Genomic DNA, 22866 nt, shown 5'->3' with positions numbered 1-22866 from the left:
GTCATGGTGCGGGATTGAGGGCGGGAGGGATGGCGCCGGTGCATTGAGGTTCCTGACCGACGGGAGCCTGTGGTCGGCCGTCTATCGTCGCGAGATCAACATCGTGACTCTAGGATCCCCGAACCCTAGCGGGAACACCACGCGACACGCTGATAACGCCCACGCACTTGCGCCGCGGTGCAGACGTGCCTCCTGAATCCGCGCCCGCGCAAGGAGCACAAGGCTCCACGGCCCGAAGAGGAGGAACTTCAGCCCGTTCCACAGTGCCCAGAAGAAGGCCAGGTAGAGCCATTTGCTCCAGCCCTGCTCGATGAGGCCGGTGCAGGTGGCTGCGATCAGCAGGTATGCGACGCCGAGGAGCATCGCGGGGATTCCCCATTTGAGGCCGCGTCGGGTGCGCAGCTTATCGAGGAGGATGTTGGTGGGCATCCAGCGACGCAGGAAGATGCGGGTGTGGATGCTGGCATTCCAGAGCCGATTCAGGAGCATGATGTGGACCTCACTTTCGCACGCAGGACTATCGCGGTGTGGGCTGGTCCTGAGTGGTTGAGTGCCCGAGATACTTCTCGAACGGTCTGCCTCACCCCAGCTTGCGGGGATCGGCGCGTGGTTGCTCCTGCCACCATCAGGATACCCACCACTCCAGCAAGAAGGAAGACCCCGAAACTGACGCGCTTCTGCGTCGCGGTCTCTACAGCCTGCGCTCATCCCGTCGCTGCGCGACCTCTCGGGTGCGGTCATCGGGAGCTTCGTTCAAGCGCGTGAGCGTATCGCGGGTGCGTTCGTAATCGATCCGCTGCGCATCATCGGCGGGCACCGACCCGAGAGCGCTCGTTGAGGTGATGCCCCACCGGTCACGGTACGCGGCGACCACGCGAACCACCTGTTGCAGGCTCTCGCGGTCGAGGTCTCCGAGCGTGGCCAGCCACGGCGCGGGCTGCTCGATCACGGCCTGGGTGAGCACGTCGAGACGTTCACCCATGAGCCGCTCCCGTTCGTCCAGTGCTGTGCGCATGGCAAGGTCGGTGACACCGGCGGCTCGGGGAACGAGGCCTACGATGAGCCCGGTCGTACGCCTCGGGCTGGGTGGGTAGGTGCGCGTGATCTTCTGGATCCGGTACCGCAGCAGTGACCCGAGATCATCGATGCCATCGAGGTTCCCGGCCTGCACGACCCGCGGGAGTAGCTGTTCGATGTCGTGGCCTGCCGCTTCGAGGCGACGCAGCTCGGTGGTGAGGATTCCGAAGGACTCTGTCTCAACGAGTTCATCGAGCACTTCGATGGTGAGCCCTCCTTGCTCGAGAAGCATGGTCCAGCGGTGTTGCTGGGCTTCTAGCGCGATGGTCTCGTACTCCGCTGCAAGCTGCGCCAGCGATCCCCACGTTTCTTGCTCGGCGGTGATGGTGTCGTGGGCGGATTGTTCCGCGCCGACGTGTTGCAGGATGCCGTAGAGGATGCTCCTGGCGGTCATGTGCAGGTCGTCACGGTGCTGGTGTTCTTCGAGGTGGTGTTGGTCGGTAGCGATGTAGGCGCGGTTGGATTCCCGTCCACGGGTCATTGCGACGTAGAACGATTCGCGAGTCATTTCCGGTGACGACACGATCGCGTGCGCCGTCGTCACAGTCGAGCCTTGCGCGCGGTGCGCGGTGATCGCGTACCCGAGCTCCACGTTCGCGGCAACATACGCGGCGGGCAAGGTGATCGTGGTGCGCCATTTCGAGTTCGCTCGGCGGACGGTGAGGGACCCGTCATCATGTGCTCCGGTTACGGTCCAGCGGTCGCCGTTTTTCACCCATCCTCTTCCGAGCGAGAGTCGCCGGTCGTTCTTGCGGGTGATGATGAGATCTCCGCGGGAGGCCTTGTTCCCGTCGTGCAGGCGGACGCCGTCGAGGGCGACGTCGCCTGCGAGGATCCGGTCGGTGCGGGCTCGGGTGTTGAGCTGGGAGACAGTGTCGAGGGTTTCAGCGATAAGCACGGAGGCTTTCCCTGCTGCCTGATCTGTTTGCCAGGCTTGGTAGGCCTGCTCGATGATCTCTTCGTATCTGCCAGGGGTGATGCGGTCGTGATCGAGGTAGGTGTCGATGACGTCCGTGTCACCGATGCGCAGACCGAGGGAGGCGTGTTTCTCCCAGTCGTTTCGGAACCGGCGCACATCAGTGAGCTCCGGGGTATCGTCGCGTTCACGCACCAGCATCCCGAATGCCCCGCCCGCGTCGACCGCCGCGAGTTGTGCCCAGTCACCGACAAGCAGCACCTTCGCGCCCACTTCTTGGGCGTGGGTGGTGATGGTATCGAGGGCGAGGGTCCCTGCGAGCGATGCTTCGTCAATGACGACGAGCTGACCGGCGGTGAGATTCCAGTTGCCGTGGCGGTGTTCGTGGAGCCACTTCGCCGTGTTCTCCGTCGCCACACCCAAATCCTCGGCGAGTACTTCGGCTGCTGCCGCTGATGGTGCGAACCCGATGACCGAGCCATGGCCGTGTCGTCTCTCCCATGCCTGGTGAAGGGCTCGCATAGTGGTGGTCTTCCCGGTCCCTGCCGGGCCGACGAGCACATCGAGAGTGCGGCCGGAGATGCCGATCCTCGCGATCGCCTGCTCCTGATCTGCCGACAACGAATACCCGTCCTTGTTTTTCGTCCGGGCTGCCTGTTCAATCCAACCGAGCGGCACCGTCGGTGCCGCTCGGTTCTCAGCAGCTGTGAGGAGCCGGTCTTCCGCTGCGAGCACCCGTTCCGAGGAGTAGACCGTGGACGCTCTCGGACGGAACACACTCGCGCCATCGGGCTGTTGGAACATGGGCGGGCTCGACGCAAGCTCCGGCGGTGTCAACCGGAGGGACACGTGTTCGGCAGCGTCAACAATCTGCCGTGTGATCGCATCACGATCCTGCGCGGTGGCAAAGCGCAGCCCCATCGATTGGCGGACGGCCTCGGCGTGGAGGTTCCACCGCTTCCACGTCGCCCGCCGATCCCCCACCCGCTCCACGACCACCGCAGCCACCGCATTCAGATCATCCAACGGGATGTCGTCGGCTCGCAGCAACGGATCAGCGGTACTGGCTGCGAGGAGCGCTGCTGCCCAGGTTGGGGCGTCTTCACCGAGCACCCGTGTGGCGCGGTCTCGCCATTGCGCGGTGAGTTCGCTCAATGAGTGTTGCTGTTTCGGGGGCCGGGTCTCGAGGGTGGCCTGTTGGCGGAACTGCCACAGCAGCTTCGGAGACGGCTGCCTCCCGTGCTTTTCGACGTAGTCGGCAACGAGACGGTCTTTGACCTGCTCGATATCGCGGGTCCGGGAAGAGAACTCATCCATCAGCCCCTGCGAGACACCGGTGATCTCCCACGCGGTGGAGCGGCCCGTGCCGCGTTCGCGTGGCTCCCACCCGACACTGAGTAGCGCAGTGATCCGGTCGGAGAGGACAGCGTTGTAATGCTCCGACAACCCGGTCACTGCAGCATGCAGGGCGCGGGAGTCGAGGGTGCGCCATTTCCCATCCCGTACCGCCTGTACTCGGTTCGCGACCACGACATGCGTGTGCAACTGCGGATCCGATGCCCGTGAGTCGTAATGGTCATACGCCGCCGCAATCACACCCCGTACCGGCACCTGCGCGACAGCACCACGAGGACCTCTCGCTCCCACCCGGGTCGCCGCGACATCGCGTTCCAGCAGCTCGATCACGTCCTGGATCGCTGCATGATGCGCTTGCGCGATCAACGCTTGAGTTCGACTGTCAGCGACCGCCCACAGCGTAGACACTGACTTCGGGACGGAGAACGTCAGGTCGAAACCGGCAACCGGCGCTCCAGTCGGCTTCAGTGCTTCCTCGGCTTCAATCAACCCGACCTGTGCCGCACGCTCTTCATCAGTGAGGGTCTCAGGGAGCTTGTCGATGCGACGCTGCACCCGCTCCGTGGCGGTGGCGAACTTCCGGTACGGGCGACCGAGCTGCTCACCCGTGCCCGGGTCCTGCCCGTAGCCCATGAGTCGCCGCAACTGCTCCTCGGTCACGGCTCGACCCGACTCTACAGTCCCGGAAAGGCCTCTGAGCCCAGATCCTGTCCAAGCGCCCGGCGGTGTACCCACCTGCAAGTAGTAACGAGTCAGCGCGGAAGCCGTATCTCGGTCACCATCACCAATGACGACAGAGTTCAGCAGGTACCGATACCCCTCACCGGCTGCCATTACCCTGATCGAGACCGTCACACTGAACAGGTGTGCAAGGTTATTGCCCCGGACTAACGCGAGGGCGGGGTTCCAGATTCCAGGTAGTAACGCGTGAGCACCGCGGCCTCATAGCGGTCGCCATCTCCAGTGACGACAGAGTTCAGCAAATACCGGTGCCCGTTGTCGGCATTCATGACTCTGATGGATACCGTCGCATGAATCAGGTACGTTCCGTGTAGATCTCGTCGATGACAGGTAGAGCGTCATTCGAGCCGATGTCCCCGCGGTAAGTGTGGAGCGTTAGCGCAACGTGAATACCGCTGACGCCCCACACTTGACGTGATTGACTATTCTTACTGGGTGCCGGCGGAGCTCCGCCGTGAACGATGCGCTAGGAGAACCACGCCTGCCAGGAGGAGGAGCAATGCTGCGCCGCTAGCTATTGTTGCGTTTCCACCGCCTGTTGTAGCCAAGGGACCATCAGGAGTCGTGTCGGCAGGCGGTTCCGGCGTCACATGCGTTGTCTCGCAGGGTTCGGAGGGCACGCAGCTGCCTGGGGGGATCGATCCATCTCCGGTCACAACGTTGCGAAGTGTTACCGCGTGCGCGTCGTTGTTCACGGTCACTGTATAGCTGATGGTTCGTGTTTCTCCCGCTGCGAGCTCACCCACATTCCACGTGATCGTGTTCCCGTTACGAGACGCATGCCCGCCATCGTCAGTCACGAACTCACCGAACTCTGCGTTGTTCAACACATCACTCAGGTCATCGGTCACTACAACATCAGCGACTGCTCCCTCCGAAGCATTCACCGCGGTCAGCGTATACGTGACCGTGTCACCAGGCTGGACCTCGCTCCCCGTAGCGGGGTCAGAAGTCTTGGACAGGGACCACTCCGCAGGAGTTTCGTGCGTGGTCTCGCACGGCTCTTCAGGAGCGCACTCCGTCGGCGGCTCATCACCGTCACCCGTCGCGACGTTGCGGATCGTTACACCCTTCGCGTCCTCGTGAATCACTACCGAGTATGTGACCGTGCGCGTCTCACCAGCAGCGAGTTCACCCACGTTCCACGTGATCGTGCTTCCAGCACGAGACGCCTTCCCGTCGTCGTCCTGGGTGAACTCACCGAACTCGGCGTGGTTCAGCACGTCGCTCAGATCATCAGTCACCACGACGTTCCTCACGGGGAAGTTGGAATCGTTGGCCGCGGTCAGCGTATACGTAACTTCGCTTCCGGGGGCAACCACCGATCCCGATGCCGGGTCAGAAGTCTTCGACAGTGTCCACTCGCCCTGCTGGAGGACGTTCCCGATCTCGCCCAGTTCAATGGCGAGCGTGTCTTCGTCGACGTTCTCCGGCGTGAGGTTCACGTCGATGGCGTCTTCACGGAGCACATACCCTTCGGGTGCTGTCGTCTCGGTGAGCGTGTACTCACCCCACTGAATCCCGGTCACCTTAAACTGGCCTGCGGCAGGATCCTGGTCCGGCCCGTCGCACGGTGCGCCAGTGCAGTCCTCAATACTCTTCGGGAAGCCAGACGCGTCGTTTCCTTCTGCCGTGTCGAGAGACCATTCCGACCCTCCGAGCACCTCATCCGTTGCAGCATCGGTCTTCGACCAACTCAGGTCAGGGAGCATCTGCAGACCAACGGGTGTTTGCTCGATCGGCAGGGTAGCGCTCCCTGAAGAGGCCTCGCGTGCGGCGATTGCTGCGTTGTTCCATGCCACACCGTCGAGCGCGCCCTCGCTTGCGGACGTTCGAACGTCAAGTGTGATCTGCTCAGTTTCACCGGCGGCGAAAACACGCGAGCCGAAATCGATACGAATCGCGGTGACCTGTGCGTAATCCCCGGACGGAGGCGCTGTATCCCAGTCGTTGTCGCAACCGGAAGGAGCGCTTTCAACTGTGCCTCCGCCGGTTCCGGCGAGGTCGCCTCGGCAGGGGTTCTCGCTCCCCGAGTACTGCACTGTCGCCCCGGCAGGCGCGTCAACCGGACCGCGCAGGGTGACGGGGAACTCCGAACCGCGCGCTTCGCCTGAAGCCGCGGGCAGGGTCAGCGTGTCACCGATGCGAGGGAGGATGTCGTATGCGACCACGTTTCGGATATCCACTGATCCAGAGTTCTGGACGTTCAGACGGTAGACCGCGTCGCCACCGATCGTGGTCGACCCGGTGCCGGGGGCGTCGACCGGGTCGGCGTCGTAGATCCCCTGCACAGTCTTCTCGACCATCGCGCCCGGAGTCGGGAGAACGGTGTAGCGCGATTGCGCCAAGCAGCCGATGGCTTCATTACGATCAGTGGTCGCGTTGAGGCTGGCATCGACCATAGTGCCCGTCGTGCAGTTCAGGTACGTCTCGCTGATATCCGGGCCTGCTTCTTCTGCGGTCAACAGGTAGTTGTTCGCGTAGGTTCCAGCAGCCACTCCAGGCTTCACCTGTACCTGGAAGCGCGCAAATGCGGAAGGCCCGCCTGTTCGCATACCTGGCTCGATGTTCGCGTCCGGGAACGTAATCGTGATCTTCTGTCGCTCCTCTCCAGCGAAGTCAACAGTTTCGATATCGACAACAGGATCTCCGAGTCTGGCTACGAAGTTGGCGTGGACAGCTCCAGTTCCATTGGGAACAATCTGCAGCGAATCGGGATCGAATGTGAGGTTCGCAGGGAGATACTCTGTCAAGGTCGGCGTGAACGTCCACGTGTTATAGACACTGGCAGGCCCACGATTCGACCGTTCGATAGCAAGGTCGACCGTCAAAGATTCACCGGTCTGCACGGAAGGAACCGCGGGAGGCGTACCGGGAAGGTCGGGGTTATACATCGACTTCACTGGGCTGAGATTCACCGGCTCGGTCATCACCTGACGGTATCCGCAGATCCCGCCGTTACTGCCTCGCAGCTGTGGCTGGGGCGGATTCCACACGTGACCGTCTTCGAAGGTGATGGTGTTACTGATCGGGCAGTTCTCCACCGTCACGAAGTTCGGGTGCACATCTGTACGCTCGACATCAAGGTCAGGGTTCAGGTACTCCGTGTCCACGTTGTCGGTTGTGAGGTCGGGGTTCGGAGTGCCGTGGATGTAGATGCGGCCACCGCCGTATGGGGGGATCTCGGTATCGACTTCGATCTTCGTGATCCACTCGCCGGCAGGAACACCGGGTGCTGCCTGGTTGCTGGTGCTGCCGGTGCAGTATCGCTTCATGTTATCCGTCACCGACGTACCTGCGGGAAGCGTGCACACGCCCGTTGTTCCGGTGTTCGTCGTCCAGTTCACGTCTACTTCAGGCAGGTACTGGTCGGCGGAGAAGTTCAGGTTGATGAAACCCGGAGTCGCGCAATCGGTATCGTTCGCATCGGTCGGGGATGTCAACTCGCACGGCATCATGTCAACGAACTGCCAGCGTGCAGGTTTGCTATCAGTCGAGGTGCCAGTCAGCGTGTACAGAGAACTACCCGCTGAAGGAATGCCGCGGTAGAGAGGGTTTCCAATTGCCCAGTCGTAGCCGGGCCCCTTAGCCACGGTCGCTCCAGGGCTGCCTTCGCGAAGACCGTGCGAAGTCTCAGAGTCAGACGACAGGGTGGCGTCGGGCTGCCCCCACGCATTTGCCGTTGCAACCACAGAGTTCGTCACTGCAGTCGCGCTCGGGTCAGCCTCAAAATCCGGGGAAGGATACTTAACGGTCACTTCAGGGGCATTCCATTGCACAAACGCAGCATCCGAGCTCACAAGGTTGCACGCGTAGGGTGCTGCATCCTTGATCGACGACCCCAGTTCCCAAGTGACGGTGTTTGAACCAGCGTCGTACACGCCTCCCATCGTCGCGGACACGAACTCAGCACCGGGCTCGAGCGTATCGACGAGCGTCAGGTTTTCAAGAGCCTGAGTCCCCACCGCCTCGCACACATCACGCATACGTTTCACGTATGCGCTCTCGCTCGCACCGAACTGTTCCTCATAGCCGACAAGGAGCCGGTAAGTCACCTGCTGATCGACGTATGGCACGTCAGTCGGGAACGTGCGGCTCTTCACCGTCTTGAGCGACACCGCCGACTCCACCACAGTCTGCTGAGCCCCATCAGCGTTCGCAGTCACGGATGTTGCCCCGGTAGCAGTGAACGTCGCGACCGGAGTGATCGTCGCGCCATCCGGAGTCACCGAGTTCGGTGGCGTCAAAGTGAAGGACACGGTGCCCGAGGCACCCGTATTCACGACGGCAGGCAACGTCCACACCAGCACCTGATTCGGTGCGGTCCCCTCCACGCTCGCCGTACCACCCGCGATGCCACTCTGACTTGTGATGGTCAATGGAACACCGTCTGGGAACGCGTCCGATCCGGGCATCCCCGCAGGCACCGGCACCTCGATACGGCCACCGTCACAGGTGCCAGCACCGGTACAGTTCCACTGCACCCGGAAGCTTGCCCCCTCGCCCGACTTCACTGTCGGATTCACCGCTTCGAGAGTCAGATTTAAAGTTCCACCGGCTGCGTAGGCGGGCGAGGCTACACCAGGAACGAGTGTCCAGAGAAGCGCGAATGCCGCCAGCAGCGCAACAAGAAAGCGACTTCGCTGGGTTTGCGTTGCTCGCATGGCTCGAGTGTTCGAAGGCATGTGACAGGCTCCCGATGAATCATGATGTGTGAGGCGCGTTTTCTCTTGCGCCACCGATCGTGTTGGCACACTTGAGTGAAACGCGCGAGCTTGACGAAAATCGATTAGGGATCTACGCCACATGCAATTCTGAGCCGAGAACAGGGCCCGGCGTATGCCCCTGGAGAAAATGACCCCCGCACGGGGGTCATTGATGGCGTACTCAAAAGTGCTTTGATCAGTGCGGCTAAGGATGTGTTTGTATAGATGCATCAGCTAGGACTTTCCTGCGAACGGCGTTGTTGAGCGTGGAGGGTGTCCACTAGCCTGGAAGTTCACACATGCCAGTCTCACGGCAGATCCAGACGATGCCCGACTCTCCGACCATGGGGCCTATCGAGTCATACTCGCCGCTTTGAATTCCTCCGCCAACATCTGCCCCGGATCTGGCCGAGGTAAAGTCTCGCGTTACGGGTCCCCGTCCTTGATCACGGACGTGTCTGGGCCATGAATTACGTCTTGTTTGACGACGTACGCGAAGTAGGAAGCGTGTGGAACACAGGCCTGCGACGCTGTTGGTCCGCGTATGCATTTACTGAAGCTCTGGCTGCGGACCCGTTGCCGAAAGGACTCCGCACTCGAAGCGGGTCCAAAAGCCATACTGCGCCGGCTGACACCTGCCATGAGAGCGGTCGCGGAAACGACCGTTCTAGCAAAGCTCTCTTACGCCGCGAGAGATAACTGACGCTGCCTGTCAGGATCTGAGTAGAACCGGGACAGGTTGCGTCGGCGTGATTCGGACGCGAACATCTTGGTGCAGGATGGCACAGAGCGTCTGCGCAACCAGTGAATGAGATCACCTGCAGCACATAGTCGACGACGGTATAGCGAGGGCCGCGGAGCACAGTTTCAGACTGTCCGGCATCGACGATCCAGGAAGCATGAACGTCGTGATGGAAAGAGTTAATCGGCTGCCAATCAAGATGAAACCCTCTTCCTGCTGGTTGCTGAACGCTCAGATCACAGTCGCTGCCCGCGCGGTCATCAGCGAAAGCCTCGAGGTTGGATATGGGTAGCGTGCTTGAAACGCGGGACTCACCATGCAGGTATCGGTGTGGGGAGGACTCCGGCCCCGCCAGCTGGTGAGGGTAGCTGACGGGGCCGGATCCGGACACGATGAGAATGAGTATCCGGGTGGGAGACACGCTGCTGTGGTACTAGCGTGGGCGCCCTCTGGTGCTGCCGGACCTCATCTCCAATACGAACGAGGTCCGGCAGCGGAAGGCTAAATCAGTTCATCGATGGAGACTTCCTGATCGGTTCCCTGAGCGACAGACTTGCGGCGCCGACTCAGAAGGACGATACCGCCTCCCACGCCGAGCAGCAGCAGGGCGAGAATGATCACAGTCGCGGAAATCTCTCCACCTGTGGTCGGCAGCCATCCATTCGGCTCCTCCGGGTCCACCGGTGCCGGCGGCGAAGAAACCTCGTGAAGGGTGCACAGCGGGGAGCCCTCGACGCAGACCGGCTCTTCACCGGTGACGGCGACGATGTTGCTCAGCGCACGGTCTCCCTGCTTGTCGTAAGCGTTCACCGTCACCGTGTAAGTGACCGTGTACTCCGCGCCGGTGGGCACGATACCGGTGATGCGGATCGTGTCGCCCTCGGCCTTGGCCGTGAGGTTCTCGTCGGAGACCACAGGGCCGGCGGTGAGGGTGGCGTCGTCGAGCACACCGGCCATGTGGTCGGTGTAGTCGACGGTGACCGGCGCAGCGTCCACGTTGGTGGACCGGTTGGTGAAGGTCACCGTGTAGGTGATCCTCTCACCCGGCTCCACCTCGGTGCCCGAGGCCGGGTCGCTGGACTTTGCCACGGCCACATCGGAGACGTGGTTGACGGTGCAGTCCGGGCGCTCCGGATCCGTTGGCGCGCAGGTTGCTGGGGGCTCCTCACCCGCGGGGACGAGGAAGTTGCCCAGCCGGTCGTCACCGCGCTGTCCGTCCTCGCGGACAGTGACCTGGTAGGTGACAGTGGCGTCCTCGCCGGGGGCGAGCTCACCAGTGACCGTGAGGCGACCATCGGCGACGTCGGACACGGTCAGCGCGTCGTTGGAGGCGACAGGCTGCCCGGTCAGCTCGGCATCGTCGAGGACTCCGGTAAGGACGTCGTCGCGGTTCACCGTTACGGGCGCGTTGCCGGTGTTGGTGAAGTGCAGCGTGTACGTCGCCGTCTCACCCGGCTGGAGCGTCGACCCGGTGGCCGGGCTCACGGTCTTCCAGTCGTCCAGCACTCCTACGCTTGGAGTGGTAGGAACATCGACGGTGTCCTCGTCGGTGATCTCACCGTCGGGGCCGACGCCGGTTGCGGTGGCCGTGTTGGTGATCTCCTCCGCTGCCGCGTCCTCCTCGGTCACGGTGTACGTCGCGGTGAACACCGTATCCTCGCCGGGGGCAAGGGTGACCGGGCCTGCGGGTGTGAGCTCCGAGAGGCCTTCCTTCGGGTCGTTGACCGTGACGTCCTCAAGAGTGACGTTCCCAGTGTTCTCGACCGTGAAGGTGTAAGTGATCACATCACCGGCATCGGCGGCACCCTGCTCACCGTTGTCCGTCGTGATCTCCGCAGACTTCACCAGATCCAGGCCGGGGCAGTACACGCTCAAGCTGAGATCGTCTATGAAGAGATCGTTGCCGCCTCCACCGAGGCCGTTGTTGGAGGCGACGATGGTCACCGACCCATTCGCCGGCGCTTCGAACACGACACCGTACTGGCCCCAGTGGAGCGTGTTGATGGCCGGCAGGTCACCGGTGTTCGCTTCATCGAGCACGGCGTTGCCGTCGGCATCGAGGACCGCGAACTTCACGTTCACGGGCACCGTCGCGCCGGTGGCACCGGCGTTGGCGACCCAACCGGAGAAGTAGTAGCGCTCTCCCGCAACCAGACCATCGATCTGGGTGGTGTAGAAGGCACCCGACTGATTCTCATCGGCGTTGACTACCATCTTGCGACCGTTCTCATCACCGGTGTGATCGGGCCCTGCGTGCCAGAAATCACCGGCGTTCTCCCCGGCGAGGTCATGCACGAGAGCATAGCTGCCGTCCATGATCGGTCCGGTCAGTTGGTAGGCGTAGGTGGTCAACCCGTCGTCGAGCGGCGCACGCCCCGTTCCCGCGCCGAAGGTCTCCTCCCATACGACAGGAGCCTCGCACGTTCCCGGCACCGACGGCGTAGAGACCTCGCCAAGGCCAGAATACTGAGAGGAATTGCCGTTGGCATCGATGATCTGCACTCGAACCTTGCCGTCGGCGAGAGCCGCTCCATCCGGGAGGAGGGCGGAGTCTACATCGGCGAAGGTGTGGGTCGCCGTTCCACTATAGGTATCGGGGAACTTGCCCAGGTAGACCTCGGCCTTGTCATCGGCCGTCCAGTATGCGTGGATCTCCACCGGCTGGCTTTCGGCGTTGTTGCCGGACAGCGGGTCGACCGACGCCGCCGTCACGGTGACGGATTGGCCGGCGTACTGGGTGTCGGTCACGCGCCACGTCTGGATCTTGTTGTTGGCCAGACCCGACTCGTTCCATACGAACCAGGCCGTTCCAGCCTCTGACTCGGTCTCGTCCACACTGCCGCGAGTGCCGCGGCCGAAGGTGTTGCCCCACACGGTGGTGCGTCCGATGTCGAGGTTGGAGATCGGAGCCTGAGTGGTGCCGAAGTATCCTTCCACATGATTCTCAACGATGGCCCACCCGGTGTGGTCGCCGGCGCTGGCGGCACGCGCGTCGTTGAAGACGGCCCACTTGTTGGCGGCGGAAGGGTTGGCGTCCAAGAAGTCCGGTTCTTGAATGAATCGGTTCTTCTCGATGAGGTTGTTGCCGCCTTCGCCGTGGTGGGTGCCGGCATCGAGTCCGAGCCACACGGTCGCGTCCGCGCCGTTATAGGTGTTGAGGAAGTCGTTGTCAACGACACGGACACCGGTGTAGCGGGAGTTGTTGAAGTCCAGGACGTGTGAGCGCTGTTCCTGGAACAGATTGCCTTCGAAGGTGAGGCCGGTGTGCAGTGCGCCAGCGCCGCCGGTGTCCTCCCACACGAAACGGCCGTCGGTGAACGAGTTGTCGATGACACGAAGATTCGTGGTCGCGCCGCCACCGTACTGGAAGAAGTTCGCACGATCATTCTGCCCGGTGAAAGATGAACCCGTCACGATCATGTCCGTGACGTGCGCTCCGCCCTGGATCCCCACGTTTGCGACAGCCTCGGGGCTGTTGAACTGCGAGTTCGTGACGGTGACGTCGCTGACGATCGAGTCGAGTTCGAACCAGATGTCACCGTATTCGGCAGTCTCGGAAGTGTCGAGCCCATCAATTGTGACACCGCTGATCGCAGTGTCAGGGTCGACGGCGGCGTCCGGGGTACGGTCGAAGAAGACCCCGAAGCGGAAGAGATTCTGCATCGTGACGTTGCTGATGGTCACATCGCGGGCACCCGGGAGGATCCCGATGCCGGTTTCCATAAGGATGCCATCTTCGACCATCGAGCCGTTGCGGACGGTGGTGCCGCTGACGCCGTTACCGACCACGACACCGGAGGCGCCGGTGCGCAGCTGTGGGAAGTTCTCGATTGTGACGTCGTCGGAGTCGACCAGGAACCCGGCGTAGTTGTGGTCCGAGGGCTGGTCGAGACCGACGTCTCCGCCGAAGTCGATCGTGACCGGCTGCTGAGCGTCGATCTGATAGAACGCTCCGTTGCCGAGGTAGTCGACGGTGGTTCCGCTCGCGCCGATGTTGTCATCGCTCATCCGGGTGTTGATGGCCGCGCCGGAGATGTCGATGTTGCCGGAGAGCGCGTCGTCGAAGGCGATGGTGATGTCGTCGCCCGGGCTCGCCGGAAGCGAGTTCGCGTGCGTGAGGGCCGCGTACAGGGTGCGCTCACCGGCGGGCAGCGTGTCCCAGGTCCAGTCAACGCCGAACTCGCCCTCGGGTGCGGCGTGCTCGAGGGAGTCGACCACCAGGTCCGTGGTAGCGGCATGCGCTGGTGATGCGGCTATCGCGACGACCGCGGATGCGGCCACTACGGATGCGGTTGCCAAGAGACTACTGCTGGTGCGCAGCAGCCTCTTTCTCCCGCTCTGGGTTAAAGACGTCATCGAAAGTTCCTTTCCTTTGCTTCTCGATCAAAAGCCTTTGGCCGCGGACTGTGGCTGTCTGATGTCCGTCAGACAGAGGCGATGTCTCAAAGCGTTCTCCCGGATATGCGGACTACAGTCAGCGCGGCATACGATATGCGCGGCACCCTGGACCGCTCGGAGATTCCTACTCCACCCCGGCATGACCCTTGGAGGATCTGCACAACGGCCCATTTTTATACTCGAATAGAGGCCACATCTAAAGCCAACAAATCCGCGAAATGACCCCTCGGCGGGGATCAAGCCGCCTGTCCCCTTCCATCGTGCGTGAGGAACTGGCCACGCGAGGCTGAGTGCGCATGCCCGCGTCGATCGCCATTCGCACGACCGACAGAGATGTCCCGGTTTCTATCCGGTGGTTTCCTCGGCGGTGGATTCGTGAGTGTGTCCGGCCCGGAGAGGGCGGATAGTGATGAGAGCTTGCGTGGTAAGAGGCTCATACTGGATGACGTGACGGTTCGCGTCTGTGACGCGCTGGATTGACGCGGCGATCGATAGCGGGCCGAGGATGAGGGCGACTTGGTGGCCTTCTTCCGAAAAGAGTCCAGCCGAGAGACTTTCGGACGGGCAGCAGGCGTCAATGGCAGCAAGCAGGGCGCAGCCGAAAGCCTGAGCTGTGTCGGCGTCAGGAGCGTCGATGGTGCCGCTTCGTATGTGGAAGGAAACCTGACGCGCGCGGGCCTGCGCCAAGGCAAATGCAAGCCAGGGGCTGAGGTGGAGCAACTCGCTGTCGAGGGTGAGGAGCTGACGGAGATACCTTTCTTCATCCGCGCACTTGGCCTGAATCCTGCGGTCGTATGGGTCGGCCTGACCGGTGGCGATCTGTTCAAGAAGAGCCGTTGCGGAGCGGGCTCCGGCGTGGATCCACCGGTCGCGGGCAATGGTGAGCGCGACACGTGCAATGATGTTGCCTTCAGCGTCAAGGGCGGCACGACGCTGCCCTTCATAGGTGGCAACGATGGAGGTCAGCACTTTTAGGAAAGCGTGCAGCCCCGCGAAGAGACCCAGCTGGGGGCACACGGCAATCAGCGGAACCAAGGCAAGCTCGGGACGGGTGAGGGGAACCACGTAGCTGAGGGCGGCAACGGTAATCCCCAAAGTGATGAGTGCAGCGCCGAGAGCGCGCGGCGTCTGTCTGGTGACGAGCAAGATATACAGCGGCACAGTCAACAGTACGGCCTGCAGTTCGACGAGGGATGCGCCGTGCGACGTGGTCGCAAGTAGGGAGATGGTGAAGACGGCGGGCACGATCACGATAACGAGAACGGTCAGCCACGCGGGGAGGTACCTGCCGGCGCGACTACTTGACCAACTCACAAGGGTGACCACGCCTACTGCGGCGGTCGTAGCGAGAGCAGGGAGGGTGACGTGTTCAGACCGAGCGAAGGAAAGAGCGAGGTCACTGACGAGGATCGCGGCCGCCCACGCCCAACATCCGACACGAGCGATCACGGTCGCGTCGAGTCGATCAGTCGAGTTTGCCATGGGATCAGGCACGGTGGTGGGGCCGAGGGGGTAGTTGAGTGTCGCGGTCGTGCCCTGTGCCGGGGCGGAGCGCAAGGTGACAGCGACGCCCGCTTCTTCGCAGCGGCGAAACACGGACTCGGCGAGCCCTCTACCTGGTACCAGACGGCCGTCGAAACCTACCCCGGTGTCGGTGACGGTGATGACAAGGCGAGTGTCATGGATATTGGCGTCGATAGTGACCTGGTCGACGTCAGCGTGGGCAGCGGCGTTGTTGACCAGTTCTCGGATGGCGCGACCAATCGCGTCCGAGACCTCATCTGGAAGGAGCGCTTCGAGCCGTCTCAGGTCATCGGCTGATGAGTGCGGGGAGACAATCTTGATTCCTGCACTTGCGCTGAGTTCGTCGAGACCAAATCCGGGATGGTGGCGCGGTTCACCCTGGGCGCGTCCAGTGATCACGGCGACGTCGTGGGCGCATCGTGCCCGTATCATGTGCGGGTCGGTGCGGGTGGCGGCGCCGCGGGAGAGCGCGCCGAGCGTGTTGATGATGGTGTCGTGCAGGATCCGTGCGTCCTCGGCAATCTCGCGTCCGGTGCGCTGGACGAGTCGTTCCTGGTGACGGGTTTGTCGTGCACGACCAGACTGGAGGTCGGCTCGGTGCGCAGCGTGTCGCAAGGAGTGGATGAAGGCGGGCACTCCGCATGTGAGGATGATCGAGGCGGCGACGAACATCAGCCGGGTACTAGGGGGCCAATCGGGACAGAGGATGATCTGGGCGGCGGTGAGAGCCACGATTGCGGCAGCGCTGGTGACCATCGCGAATCCACTCCGCATGATGAGAACGGGAGTGGCGCAAGTCAATATCGCGGTCCACACGGCCGCAAACGCCAGCGGTGTGGTGGCGTCTTCAGCAATGGCGTAGTCGATGACGATGATGGCAAAGTTCACCAGCACGATAGGCAGCGCAGTCCACCGGCGAAGGGCACAGCATAGGCAGGCCAGCATGAGTAGGACATGCGCCGTGATCGCTAGAACGCTCGTCAATCGTGAGATTGGCGTGGCAAGAATAGCCAGGATGATGAATACCTGCCATACGGCAAGCCCTCGTAGCACTGCCTGCTGCATGGCATCCCTGACGAGACTGCTTCCCGCGGACGGTGAGGTCGGCCCAAAAGGGAAGCCATGAGCAGTGTCGCGTCCATGTGTGTTCACGCCGCGAAGGAAACGTCCGCTCACCGTCACACGATGAGCCTACGGCCAAACTGCATGCCCATCTTCGAAAGATCAAGCCGTCACTGCAGCTCGGTGATCAGCGCTGATAGGTAAGATGCGTAATTCCGGCATCCCCTCGTTGTATCCAGTTCGTGGGCGAGGCATCAGGAGGCTGTTCGATCCCGTGCATATTCTGGTGCTCCCCGTCAGTAGCGCTGAGTGTGGTTAGGGCAATGACACCGGTCGCAGTCAGGTTCCCGTCACGATCCGGCACCGTGGACACACGGGTAGCTGAGCCGGTACTTTCGACACCCGCTGTCCGGACGGTGTCGTCGATGTCGGTGTGGACCGCGACTGGGTCGAACGGCGTGCCGGTGCCGGTGTGAAGCTCCTCGGCAGTCAACAGGGTCCGCCACGTGCACCCATCCGTGGCCCAGCTTGCTCGGGAAACAGGACGGGCTTGCTCGTGTCGCCAAAGCGTTGTTCTCTAGATATTGAGTGTGGGTTCGATGTATCCGTCAGCCCAGGCAATGCGGCCGAGATCGAGTCTGGTGCGGGCCGGGATTCCAGCGGCGGTGTACTTGGACTTGACCCGGTTGATGTACTGGCGGGCGGTGTAGGGCTGCAAATTCATGGCGGCAGCGACTTCGTCTAGGGAGAGGCCGGTGGCATAAAGCACGAGAGCGCGTTCTTCTTGGATGCTGAGCTTGGGTCGGTCGGGGTCGCCGGCGATAACGGCCGCGAGTTCGGTGGTGACCCATTCCTGTCCGCGGACGGTAGCGCGTATGGCCGCGAGGATATCCTCTTCTGTGTCACGTTTCCCAACGATTGCGGTGACACCGGCCTGCACGATGCTACGCACGAGAGGTGGGGAGGCGAGCGCGGAGAGAACGACAATGCGGTGTCCCTCGGAGAGGAGCGATTCGACGACTGCAACATCAACGCTCGGCGCGCGTTCAACCATGAGGTCCAGGATGATGACATGGGGACGCAGTTCAAAGCTGCTGGAGGCGAGCCAGGACATGAATTCAGGGCTGGATTCCCCACTGAATACGAGTTCGAAATCATCCTGTGCGCGGATCAGTTCTTCGGTGCGGTTCCGCTGGAGCAGGTGGTCTTCGATGATTGCGACCCTGTAAGTGCGGGGGCTCCTCTTGGTCATGGATTTCGTGTTCCTTCTAGGACGGGTGCGGTAGGTGCAGTGACTGCGGAGTCATCGCGTGTGGTCGGATAGGTAAATTGTCGGATATTGCCGGAAGCTTCCGGCGCGCCTTCGGGACTTTCGACCAGTGTGAGTTGGAGTCCGTTCTGGACTGGAAAGACGGAGGCCGTCAGTTTCTGCCCCGGGGAGGCGGAACGAATGGCGTCTGTGAGGGTTTTGGAGAGCGAACGGGCGGTGTCTTCGTCGGGGGCATCTTGACCACCGAGACGGAGAGAAAGGGTAATGCCGCTCTCGTGTGCGTTGCGCAGTGCGCGCATAGCCGTATGCCCGATGTGAACGAGTTCAGGGCTGACGAGGATGAGTTGTCGTAGATAGGCTTCTTCCCGACCGCAGGCTGTTTGTGTGTCCGGATCATTTGGGCTTCGTGTTCCGTTGCTGATGGCGTCCAGAAGTTCTGCTGCGGAGTCGAGCCCGGCGTCGACCCAGCGCCGATACGTGTCCTGAGCAGCACGGTCAGCTGCAGCAGCACGTTGCGCCCGAAGCGTGCGTTGCTGGGCGGCAGCGGCGTCGATACTCAGGGCGGTGATACGTCGCATGAATCGCAACCAGACGTAACTGAAAGCGCCTGCAGACGCTCCGGCGATGACGACAATCACTGCGCCCGTCTCCGATGACCGCCAGGTGAGCACTGCAACCACGCCGACCGTCAACCCCCATAATCCTCCAGCGACGCACAACCAGCGAAGTGATGGGCGCGTGGAGAGGAGAAGGACTGCTGGGGCTGTGGCGGCAAGGACATGCCAGTGGACGGCTCCAGCGGTGCCGAAAGAGGTCGCAGCAGCGGAGAAGAGGAACACGATCACGGCAGCCAGGATCAGACCGAGTCTGCCCCACCACTGCCACGCGCCTGGCCGCGCCGCCTTTACAGCGATCCACGCCAACGCCATGACCGCGATCATCGGGGAGAGGGCATAACTCATTGGGTACAGGCTCTGGTAATGGCTAGTGCGGAGGAGGATGATCAGGACGGTTACCAGTGTGACACCGCCGCCCCAGAGAAGCCCCGCTTGTCGGTGCAGCCCGGCGACAACACGATCGACGGATTCGTCGGTTGGGATGAGCGAGTCAGTCCGGTCCGGGGCGTCTGGTGACGCGGTCAGAGTGATAGCGGTTCCCGCACCCCGCGACGAGTTGAGCGACGCAGTGAACCCGAAGATATCGGCACGCGTGGAGATCGAGTGTGTGAGCCCTCTGGCTGTGACCGTGGTCGGATCAAAGCCGACGCCGTCGTCATGGACTTCGATGCGCAGATCGCGACCTACGCGAGCGACTTTAATCTCGATGCGGGTCGCTCCAGCGTGCTTATTTGCGTTGACAATCGCCTCTCGCATCGCCCGCATCATGCCGACGACTGAGCCAGAAGGCAACTCGCGTATAAGCTTGTGGAGGGCCCCATCGTCAAGCCCGACACGACGGATTGGGAGGCCGGGATAGTCAAGAAGCTCCTGGAAAGCGCACGCGGGGTCGTTAATTGCGGCTATTTCCCCACGCAGACCTCGCAGCACGGCAAGGTTTCGAGCGCACTCGTCCCGGACTTGCTGCGTGTTTTGGATACTGGCTCCACCGGTCGCGATCGCGCTGAGTGTATTAATCGCGGTGTCATGCAGCATCCGTGATTCTTCCGCGACATGCGCGCTGACACGATGGGTAATCTCAGCGTGATCACGTGCCCGCTCCGCGGCGGCCTCCTCGTCGTCTGCTCGGACAGCAAGTCGGAGCAGCATCGGCAGTCCGAGCCTGAGCGCGACAATGATAGATGTTTGAGTCACCGGAATTGAGCCCGCCAGCTGCGTACCCCACTCAGGTAGATATTCCAGCAACAGCATGCTGATGGTCACCACTCCCACCAACACGGGCGGGACGACCCATCGGGAAAGCAGCAGAAGTCCCGCAGCAAACGTTGCGAACGTGATCTGCCAGAAGGACGTAAACGCGAGCACCGACCCAATTTCCCCGGTAACGAAGCACCCGGCGACTCCGAGGGAAGCCATCGCTGTGGGAACGATCCACAGGTGTCGTGTCCGTTCGGTAGCCATCAGCAGGAGCGCGATTAGAGCCAGGACTACCTCGGCGGTAATCAGCAGCCCAGCGGAGGTTCCTTCCGACAGGAGCGTGGACACCGCCATGATGAGCTGCCATCCGGCGACGCCTGCAAGTACGGTCCGACGGATCGAAGCAGCTAGGGCACGCGACGCCCATCCCGATGCGTGCGGATGCAGATCTGTCCACAAGGGGGTGAGTGTCTGCGCGATGCGTGTTTTCATGGTTCAGTTCATAGGCTCTACGACGAGACGGAACTTGTCCGAAGTGTCGACTGGCTCGCGAGGTGCCAGGAAGTCGGCGATCACGGACCGCCAGGACAGACCATAGCAGCCGCGCTCACAAGCATCGAGAGGACGTTCAGTGTTACTCCATCGGAACCGAGCACACTGAGCGAGCCGAAATCCTAAAGATTTCTGGTAGCGACGCCGTACTGATGCAACGACAGCATGTTTGATCTCCGGCGGCGATCCCCTTACGGGGGACAAAACTCACGATGGTGTTGCCAAGTACTGTGTTCTGAGGCAACTTGTACGCGAGACCAGATACGACGATCCGAAGGCATCACTGAGGAGCGAGCCCACTTCTGACCAACTGAGCGTGAGCTTGGTTTACTCGGGCAGGAGCTAAGGTTCGAGCGTTGATTCGGTCTCAATTCAGCAGGTCAATATCGCCCTCTCCCCAGCGATATTCCCTCCCCGATGCGGGGTTGGGTGCGGGCTCCCCTCTCGCCCCCACCCCGCTCCCATGGGCATCAGGCAGGCAACCTGCCCGCCCTGATCCCCGTGCGGGGGTCATTTCCCGCTGGCTGCTCGCCCACGGTCGGTACTGTTCCATAACGTAAGTGCATGGGGAGATTGTCCTTCCCTTCGGCGCATGGTGCGAATTTTCCCGCCCCACCCAGTAACTGGTGAGCTGCGGTACCGAATCATTCATGAGGAGAGGGAACTTTCAAGGATGGAAATCAATACTTCGGCGGCGAAACGGCGTGGACGCCTGCCGCTATTGGCATTGGCAGGAGCGGCAGCGATCACGCTCATCGCGCCAGCATTGAACATGAGCGCAGCATCAGCTGCCCCGGCGGAAGACGCAGATACGACGACGATCTCCAACGTTGGCGCCTTCACACAGACGGTTCCGGACGGCGTGTGCAGCGTAAACGTCACTCTCGCCGGCGCGCCAGGCGGCCTGGCCATCTCGGACGGGGAACTTGAGCCCGACCCGGACAACCCAGGTGAAATGCGCGGCGCGAACGGCGCTGGCGGTCTCATCACTGCGCACCTTAACGTGGGTGCGGGTCAAGTGCTCACCGGTCAGGTCGGTGGGAACGGAGACAACGGCGGCGGCGCGGGTCTCCCCGGCGGCGGCGAAGGCGGTGCGGGCGGACATCGCGGTGCTGGCGGCGGCGGCTTCACCGAACTGGCTTTCGATGGTGATCTGCTTCTCCTCGCCGCGGGCGGCGGTGGGACCGGAGGCGGTCACAACCCGGACGCCGGTCACGGCGGCGATGGAGGCTTCGATCTCGCCTCCGGCATCGCCGTCGATGGAGGTATCGTGTTCCCCGGTGGCGATGGAACCGACGGGCAGGACCTCGGTGCCATCATCGATGAGAACGACCCCAACGCAGCCGCAACCGCACCAGGTGCGGGTAAGGGTGGATCCACGACCGGCGGCGCAGCCGGTACGAATCCACGCAGCCAGACCGACCCGGAACAGCCCGGCCACAACTGGGACGCAGTCCCAGGCTCGGCGTTCCTGGGTGGCACCGGCGGTGCTGACAACGGCTGGGACTCCGGTGCAGGTGGCGGTGGCGGCTACTTCGGTGGCGGTGGTGGCGCTGCCACCGACGGGGACAACGGCGGCGGCGGATTCTACTTCGGCGGTGCCGGCGGCGGTGGCGGGTCGAGCTTCGCCTCTGACTCCACGCTGATCACCGCAGCCTCGCTTGAGCTGGCAAAGAACCGCGACGCTGACGGCTTGACTCTCCCTGGTTTCGTGACCTTCGAGTGGATCATGTGCGAATACGACCTCGCAGTAACGAAGACAGTCGTCGGGAACCCCGTCTACGAGGACGGCGCTACCGTGCGCTACTCGGTTCTCGTCACCAACAGCGGTGCTGATGACATGGCAATCGGTGACACCGTCAGCATCGTCGACGATCTCGCCACCGGCGGTACTCTCGTCTCGGTCGACGGGCTCGACACGTCGGTGCCCGCCGTGGGCGAGACGATTCCCGCGACCGGGATCGAAGCCTACGACCTCGTCGACGTCACCAGCCCCGACCCTGACACCCCGGCGACCGAACGCGAGCGAGGTCTTCCTGCAGGTGCCAGCGTCGAGTTCGTGTATGACGTCATCGTCACCGGCACCGAGCCGGTCACCAACGTAGTGACCATCAGCGACCGAGGCGACCAGTCCAACAACACCTCAGAAGTCACCATCGACCCGGCTGCTCCGGAACTGTCGCTGGAGAAGAGCGCAGACACTGAGAAGGCCACCGAGGTCGGGCAGAAGATCACCTACTCCTTCGTTGTCACCAACACCGGCAATATTGAGGTCGACGACATCGCAATCGAGGAGCAGGAGTTCAGCGGCGCGGGCGAGCTTCCTGATCCGAGTTGCCCGGCGGAGCACCTCGAGCCCGGCGACAGCATCACCTGCACCTCCGTGTACACCGTCGTGGCGGCCGATCTCACCGGCGACACGCTAACGAACACGGCCACCGCCACAGGCTCCACACCGATGGGTAACCCGGTGGAGAGCGACGAGGCCGACGCAGAGGTCGTGACAGTCACGCCCGCACCGCCTGTCCCGTCGTCCAACCCGACGGGCAACCTGGCGACCACAGGTGGAAGTGACGGCATCGGCTACATTGCTGGCGCAGCTGCGCTGCTGCTTCTCGCTGGCCTGGGTCTGATGGCAGCACGCCGAGCAGGGCTCAAGTCCTAACTCGTTAGAGGCAAAGGAGGGAATACACGGGCAGTCCGTGTAT

Annotated in this window: 8 protein-coding genes; 1 reads left to right on the top strand and 7 read right to left on the bottom strand. The window is 62.4% G+C overall.

The window, feature by feature from the left end:
- Positions 1 to 81: 81 nt before the first annotated feature.
- The 7 genes from ACZF5Y_RS04480 to ACZF5Y_RS04450 all read right to left on the bottom strand — a co-directional run bounded on the left by ACZF5Y_RS04480 (position 82) and on the right by ACZF5Y_RS04450 (position 20098).
- Positions 82 to 489: a hypothetical protein gene (locus tag ACZF5Y_RS04480; RefSeq protein ID WP_497534624.1), complete on the bottom strand. Its 408-nt coding sequence runs from the start codon at positions 487 to 489 to the stop codon at positions 82 to 84.
- Positions 490 to 691: 202 nt separating this feature from the next.
- A complete protein-coding gene (gene mobF, locus ACZF5Y_RS04475) occupies positions 692 to 4183 on the bottom strand; it encodes a MobF family relaxase (protein ID WP_497534623.1) in 3492 nt (1163 codons plus the stop codon).
- Between the two features lie 335 nt (positions 4184 to 4518).
- Positions 4519 to 8754, bottom strand: coding sequence for a DUF7927 domain-containing protein (locus ACZF5Y_RS04470; protein ID WP_497534622.1), 4236 nt, complete (start codon positions 8752 to 8754; stop codon positions 4519 to 4521).
- A gap of 1285 nt (positions 8755 to 10039) precedes the next feature.
- A complete protein-coding gene (locus ACZF5Y_RS04465) occupies positions 10040 to 13837 on the bottom strand; it encodes a DUF7927 domain-containing protein (protein WP_497534621.1) in 3798 nt (1265 codons plus the stop codon).
- A 444-nt stretch (positions 13838 to 14281) separates the two neighbouring features.
- Complete coding sequence (locus ACZF5Y_RS04460) at positions 14282 to 16525, bottom strand: sensor histidine kinase (protein WP_497534620.1); 2244 nt, start codon at positions 16523 to 16525, stop codon at positions 14282 to 14284.
- A gap of 574 nt (positions 16526 to 17099) precedes the next feature.
- Positions 17100 to 17774, bottom strand: a complete 675-nt coding sequence (locus ACZF5Y_RS04455; RefSeq protein WP_497534619.1) for a hypothetical protein — start codon at positions 17772 to 17774, stop codon at positions 17100 to 17102.
- Positions 17771 to 20098 (bottom strand): sensor histidine kinase, encoded by a 2328-nt coding sequence (locus tag ACZF5Y_RS04450; RefSeq protein WP_497534618.1) that lies wholly within the window; start codon positions 20096 to 20098, stop codon positions 17771 to 17773. Before ACZF5Y_RS04450 ends, ACZF5Y_RS04455 begins: the two co-directional genes overlap by 4 nt.
- 832 nt (positions 20099 to 20930) lie before the next feature.
- Here ACZF5Y_RS04450 and ACZF5Y_RS04445 point away from each other — a divergent pair.
- Positions 20931 to 22823, top strand: a complete 1893-nt coding sequence (locus ACZF5Y_RS04445; protein ID WP_497534617.1) for a CLIPPER-2 domain-containing protein — start codon at positions 20931 to 20933, stop codon at positions 22821 to 22823.
- Positions 22824 to 22866: the final 43 nt, after the last annotated feature.

This window comes from Leucobacter sp. WKLB1 (assembly GCF_059696215.1).
The sequence above is the reverse complement of the archived record's forward strand: the minus strand, read 5'-3'. Positions and strand labels throughout refer to the sequence as shown.

What these genes read in the sequence shown, in the direction of transcription:
- ACZF5Y_RS04480 (WP_497534624.1), bottom strand. Translation starts at nt 489, where the DNA reads ATGCTCCTGAATCGGCTCTGGAATGCCAGCATCCACACCCGCATCTTC.
- mobF (WP_497534623.1), bottom strand. Translation starts at nt 4,183, where the DNA reads ATGGCAGCCGGTGAGGGGTATCGGTACCTGCTGAACTCTGTCGTCATT.
- ACZF5Y_RS04470 (WP_497534622.1), bottom strand. Translation starts at nt 8,754, where the DNA reads ATGCGAGCAACGCAAACCCAGCGAAGTCGCTTTCTTGTTGCGCTGCTG.
- ACZF5Y_RS04460 (WP_497534620.1), bottom strand. Translation starts at nt 16,525, where the DNA reads ATGCAGCAGGCAGTGCTACGAGGGCTTGCCGTATGGCAGGTATTCATC.
- ACZF5Y_RS04455 (WP_497534619.1), bottom strand. Translation starts at nt 17,774, where the DNA reads ATGACCAAGAGGAGCCCCCGCACTTACAGGGTCGCAATCATCGAAGAC.
- ACZF5Y_RS04450 (WP_497534618.1), bottom strand. Translation starts at nt 20,098, where the DNA reads ATGAAAACACGCATCGCGCAGACACTCACCCCCTTGTGGACAGATCTG.
- ACZF5Y_RS04445 (WP_497534617.1), top strand. Translation starts at nt 20,931, where the DNA reads ATGAGCGCAGCATCAGCTGCCCCGGCGGAAGACGCAGATACGACGACG.